This is a genomic window from Urinicoccus massiliensis, from assembly GCF_900120405.1.
Taxonomy (GTDB): Bacteria; Bacillota; Clostridia; order Tissierellales; family Peptoniphilaceae; genus Urinicoccus; species Urinicoccus massiliensis.
In genome coordinates, this window is sequence record NZ_LT635492.1 from 9,695 (window position 1) to 30,220 (window position 20,526).

Here is a 20,526-nt window from a genome sequence, read left to right on the forward strand (position 1 = left end):
TAAAAAAGATATGACCAGAGAAATCTAAGGGAGTAACGAAAAGTTACACCCTTAAATAACCATAATAACTAGACTTCCGAAAAGCAGAAGTCCAGAATTTCGAAAATCGGAAATCAAGAATTTCGATTATCGAAAATCAAGAAAGGAGCAGATATGGCAACAAACAAAATATATTATTGGATAAAATTGAAAGAAGAATTTTTCACAGACAAAATAAACAGAGGACATTGTCCTTAATGAGTCCAACCCATGTCCGACAAGAGATAGAGATAGAGAAAGATATAGAGATAGATAAAGAGAGAGAGGGAGAGATAGAAAAGATTTAACATTTTTGGTATAATTATAGAAATTAGACTTTGAAAATATTATGGATAATTGGCTTAAGAGCTGTAAACTAAATGAAATAAAGAGAAAATGGCTACAAGTTGTAGCCCCAAAAATATATAGGAGGTGAATTTTGTGGCAGAACAAAACAAGGAAATTGTAGTTATAGATGAAACTACAATTAAAAGTAAGATTTACTATATAAGAAATCAAAAGGTTATGCTTGATTTTGAGCTTGCTGAAATCTATGGATATACAACGACAAGATTTAACGAGCAAGTAAAAAACAATTCGGAGAAATTTGATGATGATTTTATGTTTCAGTTGACGAAATCAGAGTTTGAAAACTTGATATCGAAAAAATCGACATCAAGTTGGGGCGGTCGTAGAAAACTACCTTATGCTTTTACAGAGCAGGGTATTTATATGCTTATGACTGTATTAAGAGGAGAACTTGCCGTTAGACAGAGCAAGGCTTTAATACGAATGTTTAAGCAGATGAAAGACTTCATCATTAAAAATCAAGATTTTATCAGCTCAAAGGAATTAGTTCAAATAGCAATTCAAACAAATCAAAACACAAATGATATTGCAAGGATAGATAGTAAGATTAACACATTGGCTACTAAAGAAGATTTAAAAAAGGTAATGGATAATTTTATAGACCCGGAAACATATAAACATTTCCTCTTGATGAATGGAGATAAGATAGAAGCTGATGTTGCCTATACAAAAATATATAAATCAGCAAAGAAAAGCATTTATGTAATAGATAACTATATAGGGCTTAAAACATTAGAACTTTTAAGAGCTGCAAGAGATAAGACTCAAATCGTAGTCTTTAGTGATAATGTCAAGAACAAGGATATGCTTACAAAAAATATCTTAGATGATTTTAGAAAAGACTATCCTAATATAGACCTGAAACTGAAGATAGCAGGTAAAAAATATCACGATAGATATATAGCAATAGACTTTGGAACAGAAAATGAAGCCTTTTATCTTTGCGGAGCTTCGTCAAAGGATGCGGGAAATAAAATATCAAGTATTACCAAGATAGAAGAATCTTCTAAAGATATGTACCATGATATGTTTAGTAAGATGTTAAATAATAAAGACTTAAAAATTTAATATATAATTATGTTAAATCATAGCAATACACAAGGCGGTAGAATTAAAAACTATCGTCTTTTTTTATTTGAAGAAAGGTAGGAGAGCATGGCAGATAAAAGAATGTTTTCACTAAAGATAGTGGATAGCGACTTATTTTTGGATATGCCACTAAGTAGTCAATGTCTGTATTTTCATTTATCAATGAGGGCAGATGATGATGGTTTTGTAAATAATCCTAAGAAAATCATCAAAATTATCGGGGCTAATGAAGATGACCTGAAAATACTTATTGCCAAAGGCTTTGTGATAGTCTTTGATCAGGGAATAATCGTCATTACTCATTGGAAGATAAATAACTATATTAGAAAAGACAGATATAAGCCAACAATGTATATAGAGCAGAAACAACAGCTTTATCAAACGGAAAATGGAGCATATATTTTAGAAGAAAAAGATGGTTGTCATCTGGTTAACCAAAGGTTGTCAAGTGGTCAACCCAGTATAGATAAGGGTAGATTAGATAAGGTTAGTATAGATAAGGGGAGAGAAGAACAGTCCACCCCCATCTTTTATGGAGAATTCAAAAATGTAAGGTTAAGCAAAGAAGAATATAAGAATCTTAAAGAAAAATTAAACTCACACACAGAAATAATGATAAATAAACTATCAAGATACATGGAAAGCAGTGGTAAGACCTATCAAAACCACTATGCGACAATCTTAAAATGGTATGAAGAAGATAAAGAAAAACTAACACAGAAAGGTTTAAATAAAAAAATGAACTATGATGTAGGAGAATCTTTATAGATAAAAAGAGGTGGAAAGCCATTATTAAAGACTTTAAGTCTAAAAAGGTATCAAAGTATGCCAGATATAATAAAAAGATAAATATGACACTTAAAAGGCGATTAGAAAATTAAAAATCTAATCGCCTTTTTTTATTGCATGAAAGGATAAGCTATGACAAAAAGACAAACAAAATACATTGTAAAAAGAAATTATGATAACAGAAGAACAGATACAGAAGCTTTTCTAAGACTAATAAAAAAATCAAGCAAATTAAGTAAGGACAATGAAATTGAGTATAACAAATATAATATTGATAGTAATAAAAAAGAGTGCTATAATAAAAATAGTTTTAGAGAAAGTTGTGTTATTTCTGAAAACTCAAACAAGGAGGAATAGGAAATGATACAAACAAATTCAAATCAATTTTCATTCAAAGCTGCAATTTATTGCAGACTATCTAAAGATGATGAGCAGAAAGGAGAGAGTGCCAGCATACAAAACCAAAAGGAACTTTTAGAAAACTATGTAAAATCAAGAGGTTGGAGTATTTACGATGTATATATAGATGATGGATATACTGGATTAAATACAAATAGACCATCATTTCAAAGACTAATTAGAGATATTGAAAATAAGAAAGTGGATATAGTCATCACTAAGGACTTATCAAGGCTTGGAAGAAACTATTTGCAGACTGGATACTATACAGAAAATTTCTTCCCAAAGAACAATGTCAGATATATAGCTTTAAATGATGGAGTAGATACCTTTCAAGAAAACAATGAAATAGTTCCTTTTAAAAATGTTTTAAACGAGTTTTATTCAAGAGATGTTTCCAAAAAGATGAAATCTGCCTATATGACAAGGGCAAGGCAAGGAAAATTTATTGGTTGTCTTGCTCCAATAGGATATAGGAAAGACAATGATGATCCACATAAATTAGTAATCGATGATGAAACTTCATGGATTGTTGAAAAAATTTTTGATCTTGCTTTTAGTGGTTATGGAGTACAAGCAATTAGGAGAAGACTTTTTGAAGAAAAAATACCTACACCTACCTGGTGGAATAGAAAAAAAGGACTTAGAAATAAAAAAACTAAGTTAGAAATGACCGTAGATGGTGGAGAGTATTGGTGGGACTGCACAACCCTAAAAGAAATTATTGAAAACCCAGTTTATATTGGTCATATTGCTAGTCAAAAAGTTAATTATAAATTCAAAGTAGGTTGGTTATCCGATAAACCTAAAGAGGAATGGATAATAGTAGAAAATACACACGAACCAATAATTTCTGAAGATATTTATAATATAGCAAATGAAAAATTAAAGAGCAGGAGAAGACCATTTAAAAATGGAGAAGAAAGCATATTTGCAGGCATTGTGAAATGTCCCGATTGTGGAAAATCTTTAAATCTTGGAAGAAACAAATCGAAAAAAAGAGAAAAGTTACTCACTTGTAACACTTATAGAAGATATGGAAAGTCATTATGTAGTCAACATAGAATTTATTACGATACTCTTTATGAGATAGTGCTTAAAGATATTAGGAAAAATGCAGAAATAGCATTAAAAGACGAAAAAGAAATTATAAAAGCACTTGAAAGATCACGAGAAATTGATAATGAAGAAGAACAAAAATTTATTATGGATAAGATTTACGAAGATCAGATAAGAGTAGAAGACTTAACTAAAAAGATTGAAAGACTATATGATGACTGGCTAGACAANGATCACGAGAAATTGATAATGAAGAAGAACAAAAATTTATTATGGATAAGATTTACGAAGATCAGATAAGAGTAGAAGACTTAACTAAAAAGATTGAAAGACTATATGATGACTGGCTAGACAATAAGATAAGTGAAAGTAACTTCCAAAAAATTCTTGAAAAATCACAAAACGAACAAGATTCTCTAAATCAAAGAATAGAAGATAATCAAAAATTAATTGTTAAAGAAAATCTTGAAGATATTAATGTCAAAAAATGGATTGAACTCATAAAAAAATATAGGGATATAAAGAAGCTGGACAAAGCAACCTTAAATGAACTCATCTCAAAAATCTATGTTCACGAAAAAGAAATAGTGAATGGAGAAATCACCCAAACAATTGATATTTACTACAATTTCATAGGAAATACAGACACACTACAAGTATTTTACAATCTCTAATTAGGCATAAAGCAGCTTATGGCTGGTGGGGGAATTGTACTAATCGGTATTAAATTAATTCCACTACTTGCAAATGCTTTAAAATAGGAGAAAGTCTATGTTTGGTATCTTTGACAAGCTAACTGAATTTTTTAAGGATATGCTACTCGGAGGTATCAAAGCAAATCTTGAGTCCATGTTCTTAGATATAAATGACAAGGTAGGAGTTATTGCAACTGATGTTGGGAAGACACCAATGGGTTGGAATGGAGAAGTGTATAACTTCATAAAAAACATTAATGATAATGTGATCGTTCCAATAGCAGGTCTTATCATAACAGCAGTTTTATGTATTGAACTCATAAATATGGTTATGCAAAAGAATAATATGCACGATACAGATACTTTTGAGTTTTTCAAATACATTATAAAGATGTTTATAGCAGTCTACCTTGCAAGCCATGCCTTTGAATTTTCAATGGCAGTCTTTGATGTGGCACAAAATCTTGTAAACAAAGCGGCAGGGGTAATCACTACTTCTGCCACTGTTTCAGGAGATCAGATAGTTGCAATGGTTGATACACTAAAAGAAAAAGATGTTGGTGCATTAATAATGATATTAGTTGAAACAAGCCTAGTGAGGATTGCAATTCAATGTATATCTTTAACTATTACCTTAATAGTATATGGGCGTATGTTTGAAATATATGTCTACTCATCAGTATCATCCATACCATTTGCGACTATGGGAAATAAAGAATGGGGTCAGATTGGAACAAATTATATCAAGGGACTTTTTGCCTTGGGATTACAAGGTTTGTTTTTGATGGTATGTTTAGGTATCTACACCGTTTTAATAAGGACGGTACAGATTACAGATATTCACAAAAGTTTGTTTAGTATATTAGGATATGCTCTACTACTTGGACTTATGATGTTTAAGAGTGGAACAGTTGCAAAAAGTATTATGAATACGCACTAGGAGGAATAAATGTTAAAAAAGAAAAATTGTGCTTTATTAGGACTTGGAATTTTATTGGGAGGAACTTATGAAATCTTAAAAGAGAAAAAAAGAAATGAAGAGATTAGAAAGTTAAAGAGGAGAATAAACAGACTCGGAAGATGTCATAATGAATTTGTTATGTATCAAGGAGAATACAATGACAGAAATGAAGAAAAACAAGAAGAATTAGAAGAAAGAATTAGCTACCTAGAAGAGGAAACAACATCTAATTATGACCATATACTTGAACTTTCCAAAGAAGAAGTAGAGGGAGATTAAAATGGCGTATGTACCAATACCAAAAGATTTGGACAAGATTAAAACAAAGGTTGCCTTTAACTTAACTAAAAGACAACTTATAGGTTTTTCTGTGGCAGGACTAATTGGCATACCAACTTATTTATTTATAAAGAAATATCTACCTAATGATGTTTCTATCATTGTAATGCTAATAGTAACCCTGCCAATCTTTTTTATAACCTTATATGAAAAAGACACCTTAACTTTTGAAAAGTATTTTAGATTTTTCTATCTTCATAAGTTTTATCAACCAACTAAGAGAATAAGAAAGGAGGCATACCTTGAAGCAAAGAAAAAAGCAAATCAGCGACTTAAATCTAAGGGAAAAACAATTAAAAAAAGATCGAAAGGAAGTAAGAAGGCTAAAAACAAAGAAAGATCCAACAAATAGTCTTCTAAGTGTAATTTTAAAGAAAGAGAAAAAGAGATTTACAGTTGAGGATACAATTCCCTATATAAGAATGTTACCAGAGGGCATTTGCCAGTTAGATGAAAAAAATTATTCAAAGACAATTTCATTTCAAGATATAAATTACCAGTTGGCATTGGAAGAAGATAGAGATTTAATCTTTAACCAATTTGCCAACTTTTTAAATTCTTTTGATCCAAGTGTACACATCGAACTTTCATATGTAAATCAATTAGGAAGAAATAAAGACCTACAAGATGCAATTAAAATTGCTGATAAGGGAGATTTCTATGACGATGTAAGAAAAGAGTTTAGGGAAATGTTAAAGCTTCAACTTGCAAAGGGCAATAACGGACTTAAAAAGATGAAGTATATAACCTTTACCACAGAAGCCGATAATCTAGAGCAAGCAAGAGCAAAGTTAAATAGACTTGAAGTAGATATTTTATCTAACTTTAAATCTATGGGAGTAAGAGCAGAAAGCCTTGATGGCGAAGAAAGACTAAGACTTGTTCATGATATGTTAAATCCAGACAAAAACTTTGATTTTTCATATAAAGATTTGAAGAAGAAAGAGTCTACAAAATCACATATAACTCCCAATATCTTTAATTTTGCACCAGCAAACAATTTTAAGTTTGGCAAATATATTGGAGCTGTAAGCCATTTTCAAATACTTGCAAGCGAATTATCAGACAGAATGTTATCTGAGTTTTTAGATATTGATGACAATATTTATGTAGCTTTTCATATAGATGTAGTTGAACAAGCAGAAGCTATTAAACTCATTAAGAGAAAGAACACAGACCTGGACAGAATGAAAATTGAAGAACAAAAGAAAGCAGTTCGTGCTGGATATGATATGGATATTATTCCATCAGATATAAATACTTTTGGAGCTGATGTTAAGTCCATGTTATCTGACTTACAAAATAGAGATGAAAGGCTCTTTGTAGTTGCCATAGTAATGATGAATTTTGCTAGGACTAATCAAAAATTAGAAAACACAATTGCTCAAATTTCATCAATTGCAAATAGACATAATTGTCAGGTAAAAAGATTATCTCATCAACAAGAACAAGGACTTGTTTCTGCCTTACCTTTAGGAGTTAATCAAGTCGAGATAAAAAGATTTTTAACTTCATCATCAACGGCAGTTTTTATGCCTTTTACAACAGAAGAGCTATTTATTGATTCGGCAAATTCTTTGTACTATGGCTTAAACGCCCTTAGCCAAAACTTGATTATGGCAGATAGGAAGAAACTCAAGAACCCTAACGGACTAATATTAGGAACACCAGGTTCTGGTAAATCTTTCTCGGCAAAGAGAGAGATGGCAAATGCAATTCTTGTCACAGATGATGATGTAATTATTTGTGATCCTGAGGGCGAGTATTCAAACCTTGTAAAACAATTTAATGGAGAAGTTATTAATGTTTCAGCAAAATCAAAGGACTACCTAAATCCATTAGATATTAATATGAACTATGGAGATGGGGACGCACCTTTAAAGGATAAGGCAAACTTCATAATGTCTATGCTTGAACTTGTGGTAGGAGGATCTGGTCTTACTGCTGCAGAAAAATCAGTTATAGATAGGTGCTTACCAAAGATATATCAAAAGTATTTTGAAGACCCCAAACCAGAAAATATGCCTATATTAGGAGATTTATATGATATGCTCCTATCTCAAGAAGAGGGAGTTGGTAGGAAGCTCGCAACAGAAATGGAAATTTATGTTAAGGGAAGTCTTAATGTCTTTAATAACAGGTCAAATGTTGACCTAAATAGACAACTGCTCTGTTTTGATATAAAAGAGCTAGGAACACAACTTAAAAAAATAGGTATGCTTGTAATTCAAGACCAGGTTTGGAACAAGGTTTCCCTAAATAGAGGAAGCAAGTCTACAAGATACTATATAGATGAGTTCCACCTTTTATTAAAAGACCCACAAACTGCTTCATATTCAGTAGAAATCTGGAAAAGATTTAGAAAATGGGGAGGTATTCCAACAGGTATAACTCAAAACGTAAAAGACCTTCTAACAAGTCAGGAAATTGAAAATATCTTTGATAATACAGATTTTGTTCTAATGTTAAATCAAGCATCTGGAGATAGGGATATTCTTGCTAAGAAATTAAAAATATCGCCTTATCAGTTAAACTATATTACTAATTCAAACGCAGGTGAGGGACTATTATTCTTCGGAAATACTATTGTTCCATTTATAGATAAATTCCCTAAAGACACCATGTTATATAAGCTAATGACAACAAAACCAGAAGAAGCTAAGTAGGTGTGATATGGATAAAAAACTAAAAAAAGATTTTCAAAAGAAAATTATACGAAATAGGGACGCTCCTGAAAAGAATATGGATAGTAAACTTGTTCATTCAGATGATTATACCAATAAGATTATTAAGACTAAGGATAGGTTCGGAGATAAAATTTCAGAAAAAGAATCTAAACTTATTCATGAGAATGTATTAGCTAAAGATCAAAAACAAGATAAACTAAAAGATTTTCAGAAGTCTAAAAACAAGGAAAGAATCAGAAAAGAAATTTTAGATAATAAATATAAGACTGGAGAAACAAAACAAGCTAATCTTGAAATAAGGACAGATAAAAGCTTTAAACTTGATGCAGAGTTAGATGTAGACTTCAAAAAGGTAAATTTTGGTAGTGAAAACAGTAGAAATATTAATTCTAATAAATTAACAACAGATGATATTTCAGCTAGGGCTCAGCCAATAAGCAATAAGAAGGCATCAAGTAAAAGACAAGTTCTTAAAAATTATGAGGATAAACTTATTCATAGTAAGGATAAATTTCAAGACAAAATCAACGAGAAAGAGTCTAAGCGAATCCAGACAAGTGAAGATAAACCTATCGAAGCAAAGAAAAGCAAGAGAGTATATAGAAAAGATAAGCTTGTTAAAGATGAAGTAAGCAAGAACGACAGTAATTCTAATATCAATAAAAAGCAAAAGCAGAAGCTTTATCAAGAAAAGAAGTTTAGAGATAAGGAAAAAATTTCTAAAGAGATAGATCAAGAAAATAAGCTAAGCGAAGTTGATACAGAAAAAACTTTTGATAATACTGAGTTTAAAGACAATAATCAAGAATTTATAAAAGATGAAAAAGAAACAAGTCTTAAAACTTCAGAACAAAAGAAAGTTAATAAAAAGAAGACTTACTATAAGAGAAAAAATTATGAAAGTGATAAATTCACTCGAAAGAAACTCGATGACTTAAAAAATGAATCTAAGAAAGGTACACCGAAAGATTCTAAGAAGTCACAAGATGTTAAAGACTTTATCTCAGATAAAAAGATTGGAGAACTTGAAAAGTCTAAAAGCAAGCTAAAGGATAATATCTTAAATAATAAAACTAAAGGAAGTCTATCTTCTGGGGTTTTATTATCTGGAGCTAAGTCTTCAGAGTTAGTGAGAGATTATTTAAGTTCTGGATCTGACAATACTGGTGTAGAATCTGGAGAAAAGGTCGCTAATGTAAGCTCTAAGCTTCAGCATGGAATAAGGAAGTATAAGCTAGACAAAAAGAAAAAGTCCTTAAAAAAGCTATCTAAACTTGATAAGAAAATAAGAAAGAGAAAAAGCAAGTTGGAGTTTAAAAGTGGATTAGAAGATTTAAAAAAGTCCGATGCTTATACAAAGAAAAATAGGTTTAAGAAGTTTTACCAGAGAAAGCAAATGAAAAGCATGATAGCTAAAAAGCACGAAACAAGACTTGTAGATAGGGTTAAAAAAGCTATTTTAAGTTTAGGTAAGGCTTCTAAAGAGCTAATCGTAAGAAAAAGTAAGATGGTTCTATTTGTGGTAATAGGACTAGGTCTTATGCTATCAATCATGATTGGTGGTGGAAGTGTTGGTATGAGTGGACTAAGCAACTCTGTAAACTCAGTAATGACAACAACATATCTATCACAAGATACAGTTCTAAGTGAAGTTAATCAAGAATTTTCATCAATGGAATATGACCTACAATCACAAATCGAAAGTGTAAAAACAAGTCATCCTGGATATGACGAATATATCATAAACAAAGAAGGAGAAATTGGTCATAATACCCATGAACTTTTATCCTATATAACTTCAAGATATGGAGAAGTAAAATCAGCGTCTGAAGTAAAAGGAATTTTAAAAGAGCTTTTCGATAAGATGTATAAGCTTGATTTTAAGGAAGAAATTGAAATTAGAACAAGAACAGTAGCAAGAACAAGATATGATAGTCGTGGTAATCCTTATACTAGCTATGAAAAAGAAGAGTACGAATATAAAAAGTTAATTGTAACTTTAAAGAAAAAAGAAATGGATGAAGTTGTTAGGGAAATATTTAAAGATTATCCAGACAATGTAGTTCATTATGAAGCTCTTCTTGAAGCTAAGGGGAATATGGGAGATGTTTTTGGATCAGGTAATGGCGACTTAGGAGAAATAGTAGACAATCCAAACTTTGGAAATCCTGGTCTTGCTTTTGATTCAGCCACTGCTAAAGCCTTATTTAATGAAGCAGAAAAACATATAGGCAAAAGATATGTGTTTGGAGCAAGTGGACCATCTAACTTTGACTGCTCAGGATTTGTATGTTGGTCATTTACAAAGTCTGGTGTAAAGAGTATGCCAAGAACAACTGCATGGAGAATATACAAAGACTATTGTAATCCAGTAAGTCCAAGTGAAGCTCAACCTGGAGATATTATATTTTTCCACTCAACATATAACAGTGGAACACCAATATCTCACGTAGGAATATACGCAGGTAACGGAATGATGATTCACGCAGGAGATCCAATTCAATACACATCAATAAATTCGAAATATTGGAAATCACACTTTTATGGTTTTGGAAGACCAAGATAGAAGGGAGATATTATGTGAACAGAAAACTTATAAGTATTAGAAACAAAAAGAAAAAAATAGAAGAGAAATTGAAAGATTTAAATGCAAAATACAAGGAAATTTGCGATGAAGAAATACAAGTTGAAAATGAAGAAATAATTGTAACTCTAAGGAGGAACAATATTAGCTTGGAAGAATTAATGGAGAAAATTAATGATAGAAAAAGAGAAGAAAAATTAAAAGAAAGGGAGAACATTCATAATGAAGAAATTTAATACGAACAAACTAAGAGCCTTTTTTATGGCTCTTTTATTAGTTTTAACATCAACTGTGCATACAAGTGCATTTGCAAAGTCTGATGTTACTTGGACGGAAGATGATTTTATGTATTCCTCTGAGGGAAATATAATTGCCTTTAGTGATAAGGGCTTAGAAAAGAAAGAAAAGACAAATATTCTAGTATTTCCTGAAGGAACGAAATCTATAAATGGAAATTATTCTTTAAGTCATTCAAACGATGAACTTAGATATAAAAGAGAATTTGGACGCGGTAAACATTGGGATAAAGTAATTATTCCTGATTCTGTTAAGCTTTTAGGCTATGCTGCCTTTTACGAAGCAAGTATAGACGAGGTAAAACTATCAAATAGTCTAACTTATCTTGGTGGTTTAGCATTTTTCAATTGTGGACTTAGAGAAGTGACTTTACCTGATACTTTGGTAAATATTGAACATAATGCTTTTGAAAGAAATAACCTCCAAGAAATAACTATACCGAAGTCTGTGAAGACAATTGAACAGTATGCTTTTTCAAGAAATAAATTGCACACTGTAAAAGTTTTAGGCAATCCAAATATTAACAGTAAGGGAGTATTCCATAATCAAGAAGTTGAGTATAGACCAAAACAAAATCCATTTTACGAAAATCATTTTGGTTTCAACGGAAATCAAGGATTCAAATCTATTCCTAATGGATTAAGGTTTGAAAATGGAGAGTTTGTCTTTGATAAGAATGTAGATAGTGTAGAACTTGAATTTGATTATAACAATGATATGTATCAAGGAAAGATGACTATATACAATCCAAATAAATATTCCATTGGTACTCAAACTGATTTGACAGGACAAGATATTGATGAAAAGGACAATAAGATTGATGATTTAACTAAAAACATTAAGGACTTAGAAAATCAGATCAAAGACTTAAATGATAAGAAACAAGAAGATCAATCAAAGATAGATGAGTTAAAGGAAAAGTTAGAATCTTGCAAAGATAATGGAGAGAAACTAAAACAAGAAAAAGCTAGGCTAGAAGAAGAAATTAGAGATAAAGACAATAAGATTGCTCAATTGAATAAAGAAATTGAGGATCTTAAAAACTCCAATAATGATGAACTAATAGCAGAAATTACTCAGCTTAAAGATGAATTAAAAAGATTACAAGATGAAAATGCAAAACTAAAAGAAGATTATTCATCTACAAAATGGGAGTTAGAAGCTGAGAAAGAAAAGACAGATAAAAACGAAAATAAAATCAAAGAAATGCAAGAAAAGCTTGAGTCTTTAGAAGGAGAACTTGCAAAAAAGACTAAAGAAATTGAGGATAAAGATAATAAAATTAAGGGCTTAGAAAAAGCTCTTGATGAAAAAGATAATAAGATAAAAGATTTAGAGTCTAAAAAGAAAGAAACAGAAAATTCTAAGTCAGAATGTTGCAAGAAAATTGAAGAGCTTCAAAAGGCTATTGATAGTTTAAAAGAATCTTCTGAAAATACAAAAAAAGAATTAGAAGAGAAAATTAAAGAGCTAGAAGAAAAACAAAAAGCTTCTGAAGAAGAAATTAAAAAGCTAAAAGAAGATTTAGATAAGAAAATTGAAGAAGCCAAGAAGTTAATCGAGGAAGCAAACAAAAAAGCTAAAGAAGAACTTGAAAAACAATCTAAAGATGAAAAAGACAAAAATCTAAACCAAGACTTATCTAAGAAATTAGATGAACTTCTAAAACTCCAAAAAGAAAACAAAGAGAAGAAAGAAGATAAGAAATCTCAAGATAAGAAGTGGGACGAACTTTTGAAAGCTGATGATAAGAACATCCTAAATCAATTTGATCTTAACAAGATGAAAAAGCAAGAGGAACAACAAGGTAAAAAACAAGTTAAAGATGAAAAAGAATTTGCAGTTTTCCAGGTAGACAAAAACTTTTATAACATTATTAACAAAGATGGTAAGACAACAGTATATATGGATGTAAAAACTTATGTGGATCAAGGAAGAACTATGATTCCAGTAAGATATATCGCTTATACTCTAGGTTTTAATGTTGAGTATGACAACTCTACTCGTGAAGCTATTTTCTCAAATAAAGAGAATAATATCCTAGCTAAAAAGACATTAAGACTAAATATTGATACTGGTGTTATGAAAGATTCAGATGGAAAGGTCTACAATTCAGATGTTAAGCCAGTGATTATAAATGGAAGAATTCATGCTTCAATTTCAAACATTGCCAAAGCTTTCGGAGCAAGTCATGGAGATATTAAAGATGGCAAAAACCAAACAATAGAATGGGACAATGCTAGAAAAGCAGTCTATGTATTTAAAAATGTAAAATAAGAAAGGATAGAAAAATGAATAAGAGCATTAAACGAGGAGTAGCCATAGGGTTACTCCTTTTTACATTTACAGTACCAGCAACTACATTTGCGATGACAAATGAAGGGCAAATAGAAAATCAAAGTGAATCAATCTATGAACCACAAAAGGAAGAATTTGAAAAAATGTTGAAAGATGATGTTTTTACACCATCAAAAGAAGAAATTCCTTATCAAGATGTTCCAAGAATACCAGGAAATACAAGTGAAGCAAATAAGCCTTCAAATAATCCTCCAAAGAAAACACCACTTGTAAAAGGTGGTAATACAAAGGCAGTAAATAATCTTGCGACACAAGAAAATAAGGCAAGAGGTTCAGTAATTGAAAATGTAGATAGGAATGGAAAAGATATTACACCAAGTGGAGATACAGAAAAAGATAAAGAAAATCCAGTAGATGTAAGACAATTTTTAACATTTCAAACTAAAAGTGGAAAAACTATGCACCTAATAGTGGATCACTCATCAAATCAAGATAACGTAAGGTTATTGACAGAAGTAGGAGAGCAAGACCTACTTAATATGATTGAATCAGAAGATAAAAATACTATAAAGGTTGAAGAACCTAAGAAAGAAGAAGTGAAAAAAGAAGAGCCCACTGTTGTTCCAGTAAAAGAAGAAAAGAAAAGTGGGATAGGTTCATTTCTAATTATTGCACTTGTAATTGGAGGAGTAGTAGGAGCAGGATACTATTTTAAGGTAGTTAAAGCAAAAGAAGACAAAATGTTGGAAGACTTTGAAGAAGATGATGAGGATTATATTAGTGAGTCAGAAGATGAATCTGAAAATGAAGAAAGTCATGAAGAATCTTTAGATGAAGACGATGAAGATGATGAACTATTATAATAATTTTTAAAAGCTGGAGCGAGAGAGAAATCTTTCGCTCTTTTTTTATTTATGGAGGTATTAATGAAGTTAGTAATAGCAGAAAAGCCAAGTGTAGCAGTTACAATTGCAAAAGTAATTGGAGCAATAACAAGAAAAAACGGATATTATGAGGGGAATGGATACATTGTTTCTTGGTGTGTAGGTCATTTAATTCAAATGGCAAGTCCAGATAAGATTGATGAAAAATGGAAGAAATGGACAATAGACACTCTTCCTATAATTCCAGAAGAATATATTTATGAAGTATCTAAAAGCACTAAGAAACAATATGGAGTTTTAAAGAAACTTTTAAACGATAAGAACATCGACACAGTAATAAATGCTTGTGATGCTGGTAGAGAAGGAGAACTTATTTTTAGGCTTGTATATAATCAAGCTAAATGTAAGAAGAAGATTCAAAGACTTTGGATATCTTCAATGGAAAACAAAGCTATTGAAGATGGCTTTAGAAATCTTAAAGACGGAGAAAACTTTGAAGATTTATATAGATCAGCAAGTGCAAGAGCCATTGCAGATTGGTTGGTAGGAATGAATCTAAGTAGGCTTTATTCTTGCATTTATAAGGAAACATATTCAGTTGGTAGAGTACAAACTCCAACTCTATATTTAATAGCTAAAAGAGATAGTGAAATAAACCTATTTAAGAAGCAAAAATATTATACAGTTGACTTATCTTATGAAGGATTGAAACTTGTATCTGATAGGATTGATAAAATTGAAGTTGCAGAACAACTGTTAAACCTATTAGAAGATGAAATAGTTATTACAGAGGTAGAAGACAAAGAAGTAAGCACAAAACCAGATAAGCCTTATGATCTCACTACCTTGCAAAGAGAAGCAAATAAATATTTTGGGTATTCAGCAAATGATACTTTAAATCTGGCACAAGCTTTGTATGAAAAAAAGCTAATCACATATCCAAGAACAGATAGTAGGTACTTAACCGATGATATGGTTAATACTATGAAAGAATTATTAGAAGGACTTGAAGAAGATTTTAAGATTAATGAATCAAACTTTAAGTCTATTTTTAATTCAGCTAAAGTTACAGACCACTATGCAATTATTCCTACTATATCAGGTATTGGGAAAGCTAGAGATTTATCTGATAAAGAAAGCAAAATCTATAATTTAATTAAGAATAAATTACTTGCTTCATGTTCGGATAACTTAAAGGAATCTAGCAAAAAAATCAGATATGAATATGATAAGTTTAACTTTAATGCAAGTGGCAAGACTATAATCGATGAAGGTTATACCAAGTATCTAAAGACTTATGGAAAACAAAGACAAGAAAATGAATTACCAGATGTAAAGACTGGAGATAAAATTAAGCTAACTTCTAAAAATATATCTGAGAAATTTACAAAAGCTCCAAGCCATTATAATGAAGATACACTTTTAAAGGCCATGGAGAATGCAGGAGTAGAAGATATAGAAGTTGAAAGAAAAGGCTTAGGAACGCCAGCAACAAGAGCAGGAATTATTGAAAATCTTATCCATAAGGATCTTATAAGAAGAGATAAGAAAAATTTACTTGTAACAGAAAAAGGCAATAGACTTGTATCGATTGTAGAGGATAAGTTCAAGTCGGCTAAAACAACATCTGAATGGGAAATGAAACTTTCAAAGATTAGCTCTGGCGAAGTAGATAAAGAAGACTTTTTAAGAGAAATAGAAGATAGTATAAGGGAGCTTGTAGATAGGTACAAGAATAATCTAAATGAATAAGGTAAAAATATTGGAGCTTTTCGGTGGCATAGGTGCTATTAGAAAGGCTTTTATTAATTTAAAGATACCTTATGAAGTTGTTGATTATGTAGAAATAGATAAGGCTTGTGTTAAATCATACAATGCACTTTATGGAGAAGATTATAAAGAAAAATCAGTAGTAAGATATAAAGCTTCTGATGAAAAGATAGACTTAATTATGCATGGAAGTCCTTGCCAAGACTTTTCAAGAATTGGAAAAAAGCAGGGAGGAGTGAAAAACTCAGGAACTAGATCAAGCTTACTATTTGAAACAATTAGAATAATAAAAGAAATGAAAGATAAACCTAAATGGATAATTTGGGAAAATGTAAAGGGAGTCCTTGATAGAAATATGAGGGACTCCTTTTTTATTTATCTAAAAGAATTAGAGAGCCTAGGATATGAAAGCAAGTATGAAATATTAAATGCAATGGACTTTGGGATACCTCAAAAAAGAGAGAGAATATTTGTTGTTTCATGTCTTGGAACAAATAACTTTTCTTTTAATAAATTGGAGAGGAAAGAAACAAGACCACTAAGTGAATTTTTAGAAAAGGATGTTAGTGAACTTTATACAATGACCCAACCTTATATGCTGAAATTTTTAAATAAAGGAATAGATAATAGTTTTAGAGGGCGACTAAAAGTGATTAAAGATTTTTCTTATACTATTTCTACAAAACAAATGAGAGTACCAAATTCTGGAATAATAGATATTGGAAATGGTAAATATAGGTATTTAACAGAAAGAGAATGTCTAAGACTTATGGGTTTCGATGATAGTGATATAGATAAACTAGAGAAAGTACATCCAAGAAGAAAAAATTGCACTTCAAGTAAACTATATAAGCAGGCCGGCAATTTTATTGTGGTTGACGTTTTAATGGAAATATTAGAACAATTGATTAAGTCCCAAATATTGACTTCTTGTCCCAAAGAAACTATAATATAAATGTAAGAATTAATTATGTGGGGGTATCGAAAATGAAAAAGGCAAATATTATAAATTTAATTAAATATTATGCCGAAAATAATGATTCAGGGTTTAGAAATGAAGCATATCAAATAGCAAATGAATTTGATAAGACAGGAGATTATCAGCTATCTGAATATATAATGGCTTTACTTTCAAACACTAATGCTTTTGTTCCTCAAATTAATGAAAATGAGTTAACATTTGTAAAGAAAATAGAGGTAGGTGGTTCCCCGTTACCTCTTCCTGAAGAAATTAAGTCGGACATAATAGGAATTATTAATGCAGCAGGTCACGGAATAGGAGTAAATAAATTTTTGTTTCAGGGTGCACCTGGCACAGGAAAGACAGAAACAGCCAAACATATAGCAAGAATTTTAGATAGAGAATTATTTGTTGTAGATTTCGCTTTTATAATTGACAGTAAATTAGGACAAACAGGGAAAAATATTGCTAAGTTATTTGATGAAATAAATAATTTGGTATCACCTGAGAAAGTTGTCATACTATTCGATGAGATTGATGCACTAGCTTTAGATAGGACAGATTCTAAAGATATTAGAGAAATGGGAAGAGCAACAACATCAGTGTTAAAGGGATTAGAAGGATTGAATAAAAATATTTTGCTGATAGCTACCACAAATTTGTATGATCATTTTGACAAAGCCTTGATAAGAAGATTTGATTCAGTAATTGATTTTAATAGATATTCACGAGAAGATTTATTAGAAATATCGGAAATTATTTTAAATTATTATTTATCTAAATTTAAAAATGCTGGAAAAAATATTAGATTATTTAAAAAAATAATATCTTCAATAGACGATATAACTTATCCAGGAGATTTGAAGAATTTAATAAAAACTTCTTTGGCTTTTAGTAATCCTAATGAAGAATATGATTATCTTAAAAGATTGTATATAACTATTTCTGAGAATAAAGATATGGATTTAAAAACCTTGAAAAAAAAAGGTTTTACAGTTAGAGAAATAGAAATATTAACAGGAATCTCAAAAAGTCAAGTATCAAGGGAACTAAAGGAGTAGATTAATGAATGAGATACTACAATTAAAAGGGAAATTAGGACAAATAAAGTCCGGAAATACACCTGGACCTTCAAATATTCCTAAAAATAAATATGTCTCTATAGATCATCTAGAAAAATTAAAAGATAATTTACAAAAGATAAAAAAATTTTGGGAAGAAGAGAAGTTGAATATAAAACCGTTAGTTAGTGCCTACTATATTAGTGTTGTTGCTAAAAGTAATAGGTTAAAAGGAATACTGGAAAGTAATTTAAAACAAAATAATAATGCAATTGTTGGAGCAAAATTTACAGAGGGTAATTATAAAAAGCATATAATAACATATTGCGTAAGTATTGAAATTATCGATTTATCTATAAAAAATATTGAAAATGTGATTAAAATCATATCTAATAATTTTGGAGATAAAATTTCTCATCATGATATTGAGAAAATTAATCATAAAGAATATGAAAAATTATTTATTAAAGGTGTGTCAAGAACAAGGTTTGTGAATATAGTTGTAGATGCTTACTACTTAGAATCATTTGGTATAGAACAAGACACAAGTCATTTGGTAGAGAATTCCATAATAACTATTTATGATACAGGGACAAAAACATCAGATATTATGAATCAATTAGGCATTAATTTTTTAGAAGTAAGGAGTATTGATGAAACAACTCTTTTACTCACGCCGGATCAGTATAGTTTGTTGAAGTCCAAGGCACCGTATCTAATTTCAATGGCAGTAAGCGACATATCAAAAATTGATAAAGGGGTTATTTTTGATAGAGATGTTATAGATGCCAATATACCTAGTCCAAACAATGAACCTATTATTGGAGTTATTGATACTATGTTTGATGATAGAGTTTATTTTTCTGAATGGGTAGAATTTGAGAATAAGGTAGATGATAATATAGAGTTAAAAAATGAGGATTATGAACATGGGACTATGGTAACTTCAATTATAGTGGATGGTCCAAGTTTAAATCCAGAATTGGATGATGGATGTGGTAGATTTAAAGTTAGACATTTTGGAGTTGCTAAAAGCGGGAAATTTAGCTCTTTTTCAGTATTGAGATCTATAAAAGAAATCGTTGAAACTAATAGGGATATTAAGGTATGGAATTTATCTCTAGGGTCATCAATGGAAATAAACTCTAACTTCATATCCCCCGAAGCAGCGATTTTAGATAGAATTCAATATGAAAATGACATTATATTTATTGTCGCAGGAACAAATAAGCCTAAAAATTCAAAAATAAAAAAAATAGGAGCTCCTGCTGATTCTATAAATTCAATAGTTGTAAATTCTGTAAGCTTTGATAAAGAACCTGCAGATTATTCTAGGGAAGGGCTAGTATTATCCTTTTTTAATAAACCAGATATAAGTTATTACGGAGGAGATGATACAAAGTATATAAAAACCTGTTCACCTCTAGGTGAAGCATTTGTATCAGGAACGTCTTTTGCAGCTCCATGGATAGCTAGAAAGATGTCATATCTTATAGATATATTAGGTTTGACTAGAGAGCTTGCGAAAGCTTTAATAATTGATTCTGCAACTGGATGGGCAGATAGACCCTATAATCCTCAATTAGTGGGATATGGCATTGTTCCTATTAAAATAGAAGATATAATTAGTACTCCAGAAGATGAGATAAAATTTATGATAAATGGCGTTTCAGAAGAATATGAAACATATAATTATAATATTCCAATTCCAGAAAAAGATGGGAAACAACCATTTGTATCGAAGGCAACATTATGCTATTTCCCAAGTTGCTCAAGAAACCAAGGAGTTGACTATACAAATACAGAAATGGATATTCATTTTGGAAGATTAAGTAAAACTAATAATGGAAAAGTAAAAATAAATTGTATAAATGACAATAAGCAATCAGATGAAGGAAAAGTTTTACTATATGAAGGAGAAGCACGAAAACTATACAGAAAATGGGACAATGTTAAGCATATAAGAGAGAATATAAAAACACCAAGAGGCAGGCAAAAGCTGCCCAAAAAGAAGAATGACAATGAATTATGGGGAATAAGCATAAAAACTAAAGAAAGGTTAAATGCTAGTAACGGAAATGATTTGAAATTCGGAGTTGTTATAACTTTAAAAGAGGTTAATGGAGTTAATAGAATTCAAGAATTTATACAACAATGTCAGTTCAGAGGTTGGTTAATAAATACTATAGATATTGAAAGCAGAATTGATATTTATAATACTGCAGAGGAAGAAATAGAGTTTGAATGAGAAAATATCTTTAGACGG

General features: G+C 30.5%; 18 protein-coding genes. All 18 read left to right on the forward strand.

Translation table 11 applies throughout. From position 1 onward, the window contains the following. Positions 1-459 precede the first annotated feature (459 nt). The 18 genes from BQ7400_RS00260 to BQ7400_RS00345 all read left to right on the forward strand — a co-directional run bounded on the left by BQ7400_RS00260 (position 460) and on the right by BQ7400_RS00345 (position 20,508). Entirely contained in the window at positions 460-1,455 is a 996-nt protein-coding gene (locus BQ7400_RS00260; RefSeq protein ID WP_072469066.1) for an ORF6N domain-containing protein, read from the forward strand. Positions 1,456-1,542: 87 nt separating this feature from the next. Further along, a complete protein-coding gene (locus BQ7400_RS00265; RefSeq protein WP_072469062.1) occupies positions 1,543-2,244 on the forward strand; it encodes a replisome organizer in 702 nt (233 codons plus the stop codon). Positions 2,245-2,397: 153 nt separating this feature from the next. After that, a complete protein-coding gene (locus BQ7400_RS00270; protein ID WP_072469067.1) occupies positions 2,398-2,622 on the forward strand; it encodes a hypothetical protein in 225 nt (74 codons plus the stop codon). 3 nt (positions 2,623-2,625) lie between these two features. Beyond that, the gene (locus BQ7400_RS00275) at positions 2,626-4,023 is read left to right on the forward strand and encodes a recombinase family protein (RefSeq protein WP_245759392.1); all 1,398 of its coding nucleotides are present in this window, start codon (positions 2,626-2,628) and stop codon (positions 4,021-4,023) included. Then, positions 3,996-4,397, forward strand: a complete 402-nt coding sequence (locus tag BQ7400_RS10370) for a DUF4368 domain-containing protein (protein ID WP_094230598.1) — start codon at positions 3,996-3,998, stop codon at positions 4,395-4,397. The genes BQ7400_RS00275 and BQ7400_RS10370 overlap by 28 nt, the downstream gene beginning before the upstream one ends. 6 nt (positions 4,398-4,403) lie before the next feature. Then, positions 4,404-4,484 (forward strand): Maff2 family mobile element protein, encoded by an 81-nt coding sequence (locus tag BQ7400_RS00285; protein WP_143434426.1) that lies wholly within the window; start codon positions 4,404-4,406, stop codon positions 4,482-4,484. Positions 4,485-4,494: 10 nt separating this feature from the next. Further along, on the forward strand, positions 4,495-5,358 hold the full coding sequence (locus BQ7400_RS00290; RefSeq protein ID WP_072469068.1) for a VirB6/TrbL-like conjugal transfer protein, CD1112 family: 864 nt from the start codon (positions 4,495-4,497) through the stop codon (positions 5,356-5,358). 9 nt (positions 5,359-5,367) lie between these two features. Continuing rightward, the gene (locus BQ7400_RS00295; RefSeq protein ID WP_072469069.1) at positions 5,368-5,658 is read left to right on the forward strand and encodes a hypothetical protein; all 291 of its coding nucleotides are present in this window, start codon (positions 5,368-5,370) and stop codon (positions 5,656-5,658) included. A 1-nt stretch (position 5,659) separates the two neighbouring features. Then, on the forward strand, positions 5,660-6,070 hold the full coding sequence (locus BQ7400_RS00300; RefSeq protein WP_072469070.1) for a PrgI family protein: 411 nt from the start codon (positions 5,660-5,662) through the stop codon (positions 6,068-6,070). Beyond that, positions 5,961-8,384 (forward strand): VirB4-like conjugal transfer ATPase, CD1110 family, encoded by a 2,424-nt coding sequence (locus tag BQ7400_RS00305; RefSeq protein WP_083553223.1) that lies wholly within the window; start codon positions 5,961-5,963, stop codon positions 8,382-8,384. Before BQ7400_RS00300 ends, BQ7400_RS00305 begins: the two co-directional genes overlap by 110 nt. A 7-nt stretch (positions 8,385-8,391) precedes the next feature. Then, complete coding sequence (locus tag BQ7400_RS00310) at positions 8,392-10,971, forward strand: C40 family peptidase (protein WP_072469072.1); 2,580 nt, start codon at positions 8,392-8,394, stop codon at positions 10,969-10,971. A gap of 14 nt (positions 10,972-10,985) precedes the next feature. Next, complete coding sequence (locus tag BQ7400_RS00315) at positions 10,986-11,225, forward strand: hypothetical protein (protein WP_072469073.1); 240 nt, start codon at positions 10,986-10,988, stop codon at positions 11,223-11,225. Beyond that, on the forward strand, positions 11,212-13,563 hold the full coding sequence (locus tag BQ7400_RS00320; RefSeq protein WP_072469074.1) for a leucine-rich repeat protein: 2,352 nt from the start codon (positions 11,212-11,214) through the stop codon (positions 13,561-13,563). The genes BQ7400_RS00315 and BQ7400_RS00320 overlap by 14 nt, the downstream gene beginning before the upstream one ends. 14 nt (positions 13,564-13,577) lie before the next feature. Further along, positions 13,578-14,447 (forward strand): CD1107 family mobile element protein, encoded by an 870-nt coding sequence (locus tag BQ7400_RS00325; RefSeq protein ID WP_072469075.1) that lies wholly within the window; start codon positions 13,578-13,580, stop codon positions 14,445-14,447. Between the two features lie 63 nt (positions 14,448-14,510). After that, positions 14,511-16,220: a DNA topoisomerase 3 gene (locus BQ7400_RS00330; protein ID WP_072469076.1), complete on the forward strand. Its 1,710-nt coding sequence runs from the start codon at positions 14,511-14,513 to the stop codon at positions 16,218-16,220. Further along, entirely contained in the window at positions 16,213-17,193 is a 981-nt protein-coding gene (locus BQ7400_RS00335; protein WP_072469077.1) for a DNA cytosine methyltransferase, read from the forward strand. The genes BQ7400_RS00330 and BQ7400_RS00335 overlap by 8 nt, the downstream gene beginning before the upstream one ends. A 32-nt stretch (positions 17,194-17,225) precedes the next feature. Further along, a complete protein-coding gene (locus tag BQ7400_RS00340; RefSeq protein ID WP_072469078.1) occupies positions 17,226-18,260 on the forward strand; it encodes an ATP-binding protein in 1,035 nt (344 codons plus the stop codon). Positions 18,261-18,264: 4 nt separating this feature from the next. Next, the gene (locus BQ7400_RS00345) at positions 18,265-20,508 is read left to right on the forward strand and encodes a S8 family peptidase (protein WP_072469079.1); all 2,244 of its coding nucleotides are present in this window, start codon (positions 18,265-18,267) and stop codon (positions 20,506-20,508) included. The last annotated feature ends 18 nt before the right edge of the window (positions 20,509-20,526 follow it).

Excerpts from the sequence above, each read along its gene's own strand:
- BQ7400_RS00345 (WP_072469079.1), top strand. The coding sequence starts at position 18,265 with ATGAATGAGATACTACAATTAAAAGGGAAATTAGGACAAATAAAGTCC.
- BQ7400_RS00330 (WP_072469076.1), top strand. The coding sequence starts at position 14,511 with ATGAAGTTAGTAATAGCAGAAAAGCCAAGTGTAGCAGTTACAATTGCA.
- BQ7400_RS00300 (WP_072469070.1), top strand. The coding sequence starts at position 5,660 with ATGGCGTATGTACCAATACCAAAAGATTTGGACAAGATTAAAACAAAG.
- BQ7400_RS00325 (WP_072469075.1), top strand. The coding sequence starts at position 13,578 with ATGAATAAGAGCATTAAACGAGGAGTAGCCATAGGGTTACTCCTTTTT.
- BQ7400_RS00265 (WP_072469062.1), top strand. The coding sequence starts at position 1,543 with ATGGCAGATAAAAGAATGTTTTCACTAAAGATAGTGGATAGCGACTTA.
- BQ7400_RS10370 (WP_094230598.1), top strand. The coding sequence starts at position 3,996 with ATGGATAAGATTTACGAAGATCAGATAAGAGTAGAAGACTTAACTAAA.
- BQ7400_RS00290 (WP_072469068.1), top strand. The coding sequence starts at position 4,495 with ATGTTTGGTATCTTTGACAAGCTAACTGAATTTTTTAAGGATATGCTA.
- BQ7400_RS00340 (WP_072469078.1), top strand. The coding sequence starts at position 17,226 with ATGAAAAAGGCAAATATTATAAATTTAATTAAATATTATGCCGAAAAT.
- BQ7400_RS00310 (WP_072469072.1), top strand. The coding sequence starts at position 8,392 with ATGGATAAAAAACTAAAAAAAGATTTTCAAAAGAAAATTATACGAAAT.
- BQ7400_RS00320 (WP_072469074.1), top strand. The coding sequence starts at position 11,212 with ATGAAGAAATTTAATACGAACAAACTAAGAGCCTTTTTTATGGCTCTT.
- BQ7400_RS00295 (WP_072469069.1), top strand. The coding sequence starts at position 5,368 with ATGTTAAAAAAGAAAAATTGTGCTTTATTAGGACTTGGAATTTTATTG.
- BQ7400_RS00335 (WP_072469077.1), top strand. The coding sequence starts at position 16,213 with ATGAATAAGGTAAAAATATTGGAGCTTTTCGGTGGCATAGGTGCTATT.
- BQ7400_RS00270 (WP_072469067.1), top strand. The coding sequence starts at position 2,398 with ATGACAAAAAGACAAACAAAATACATTGTAAAAAGAAATTATGATAAC.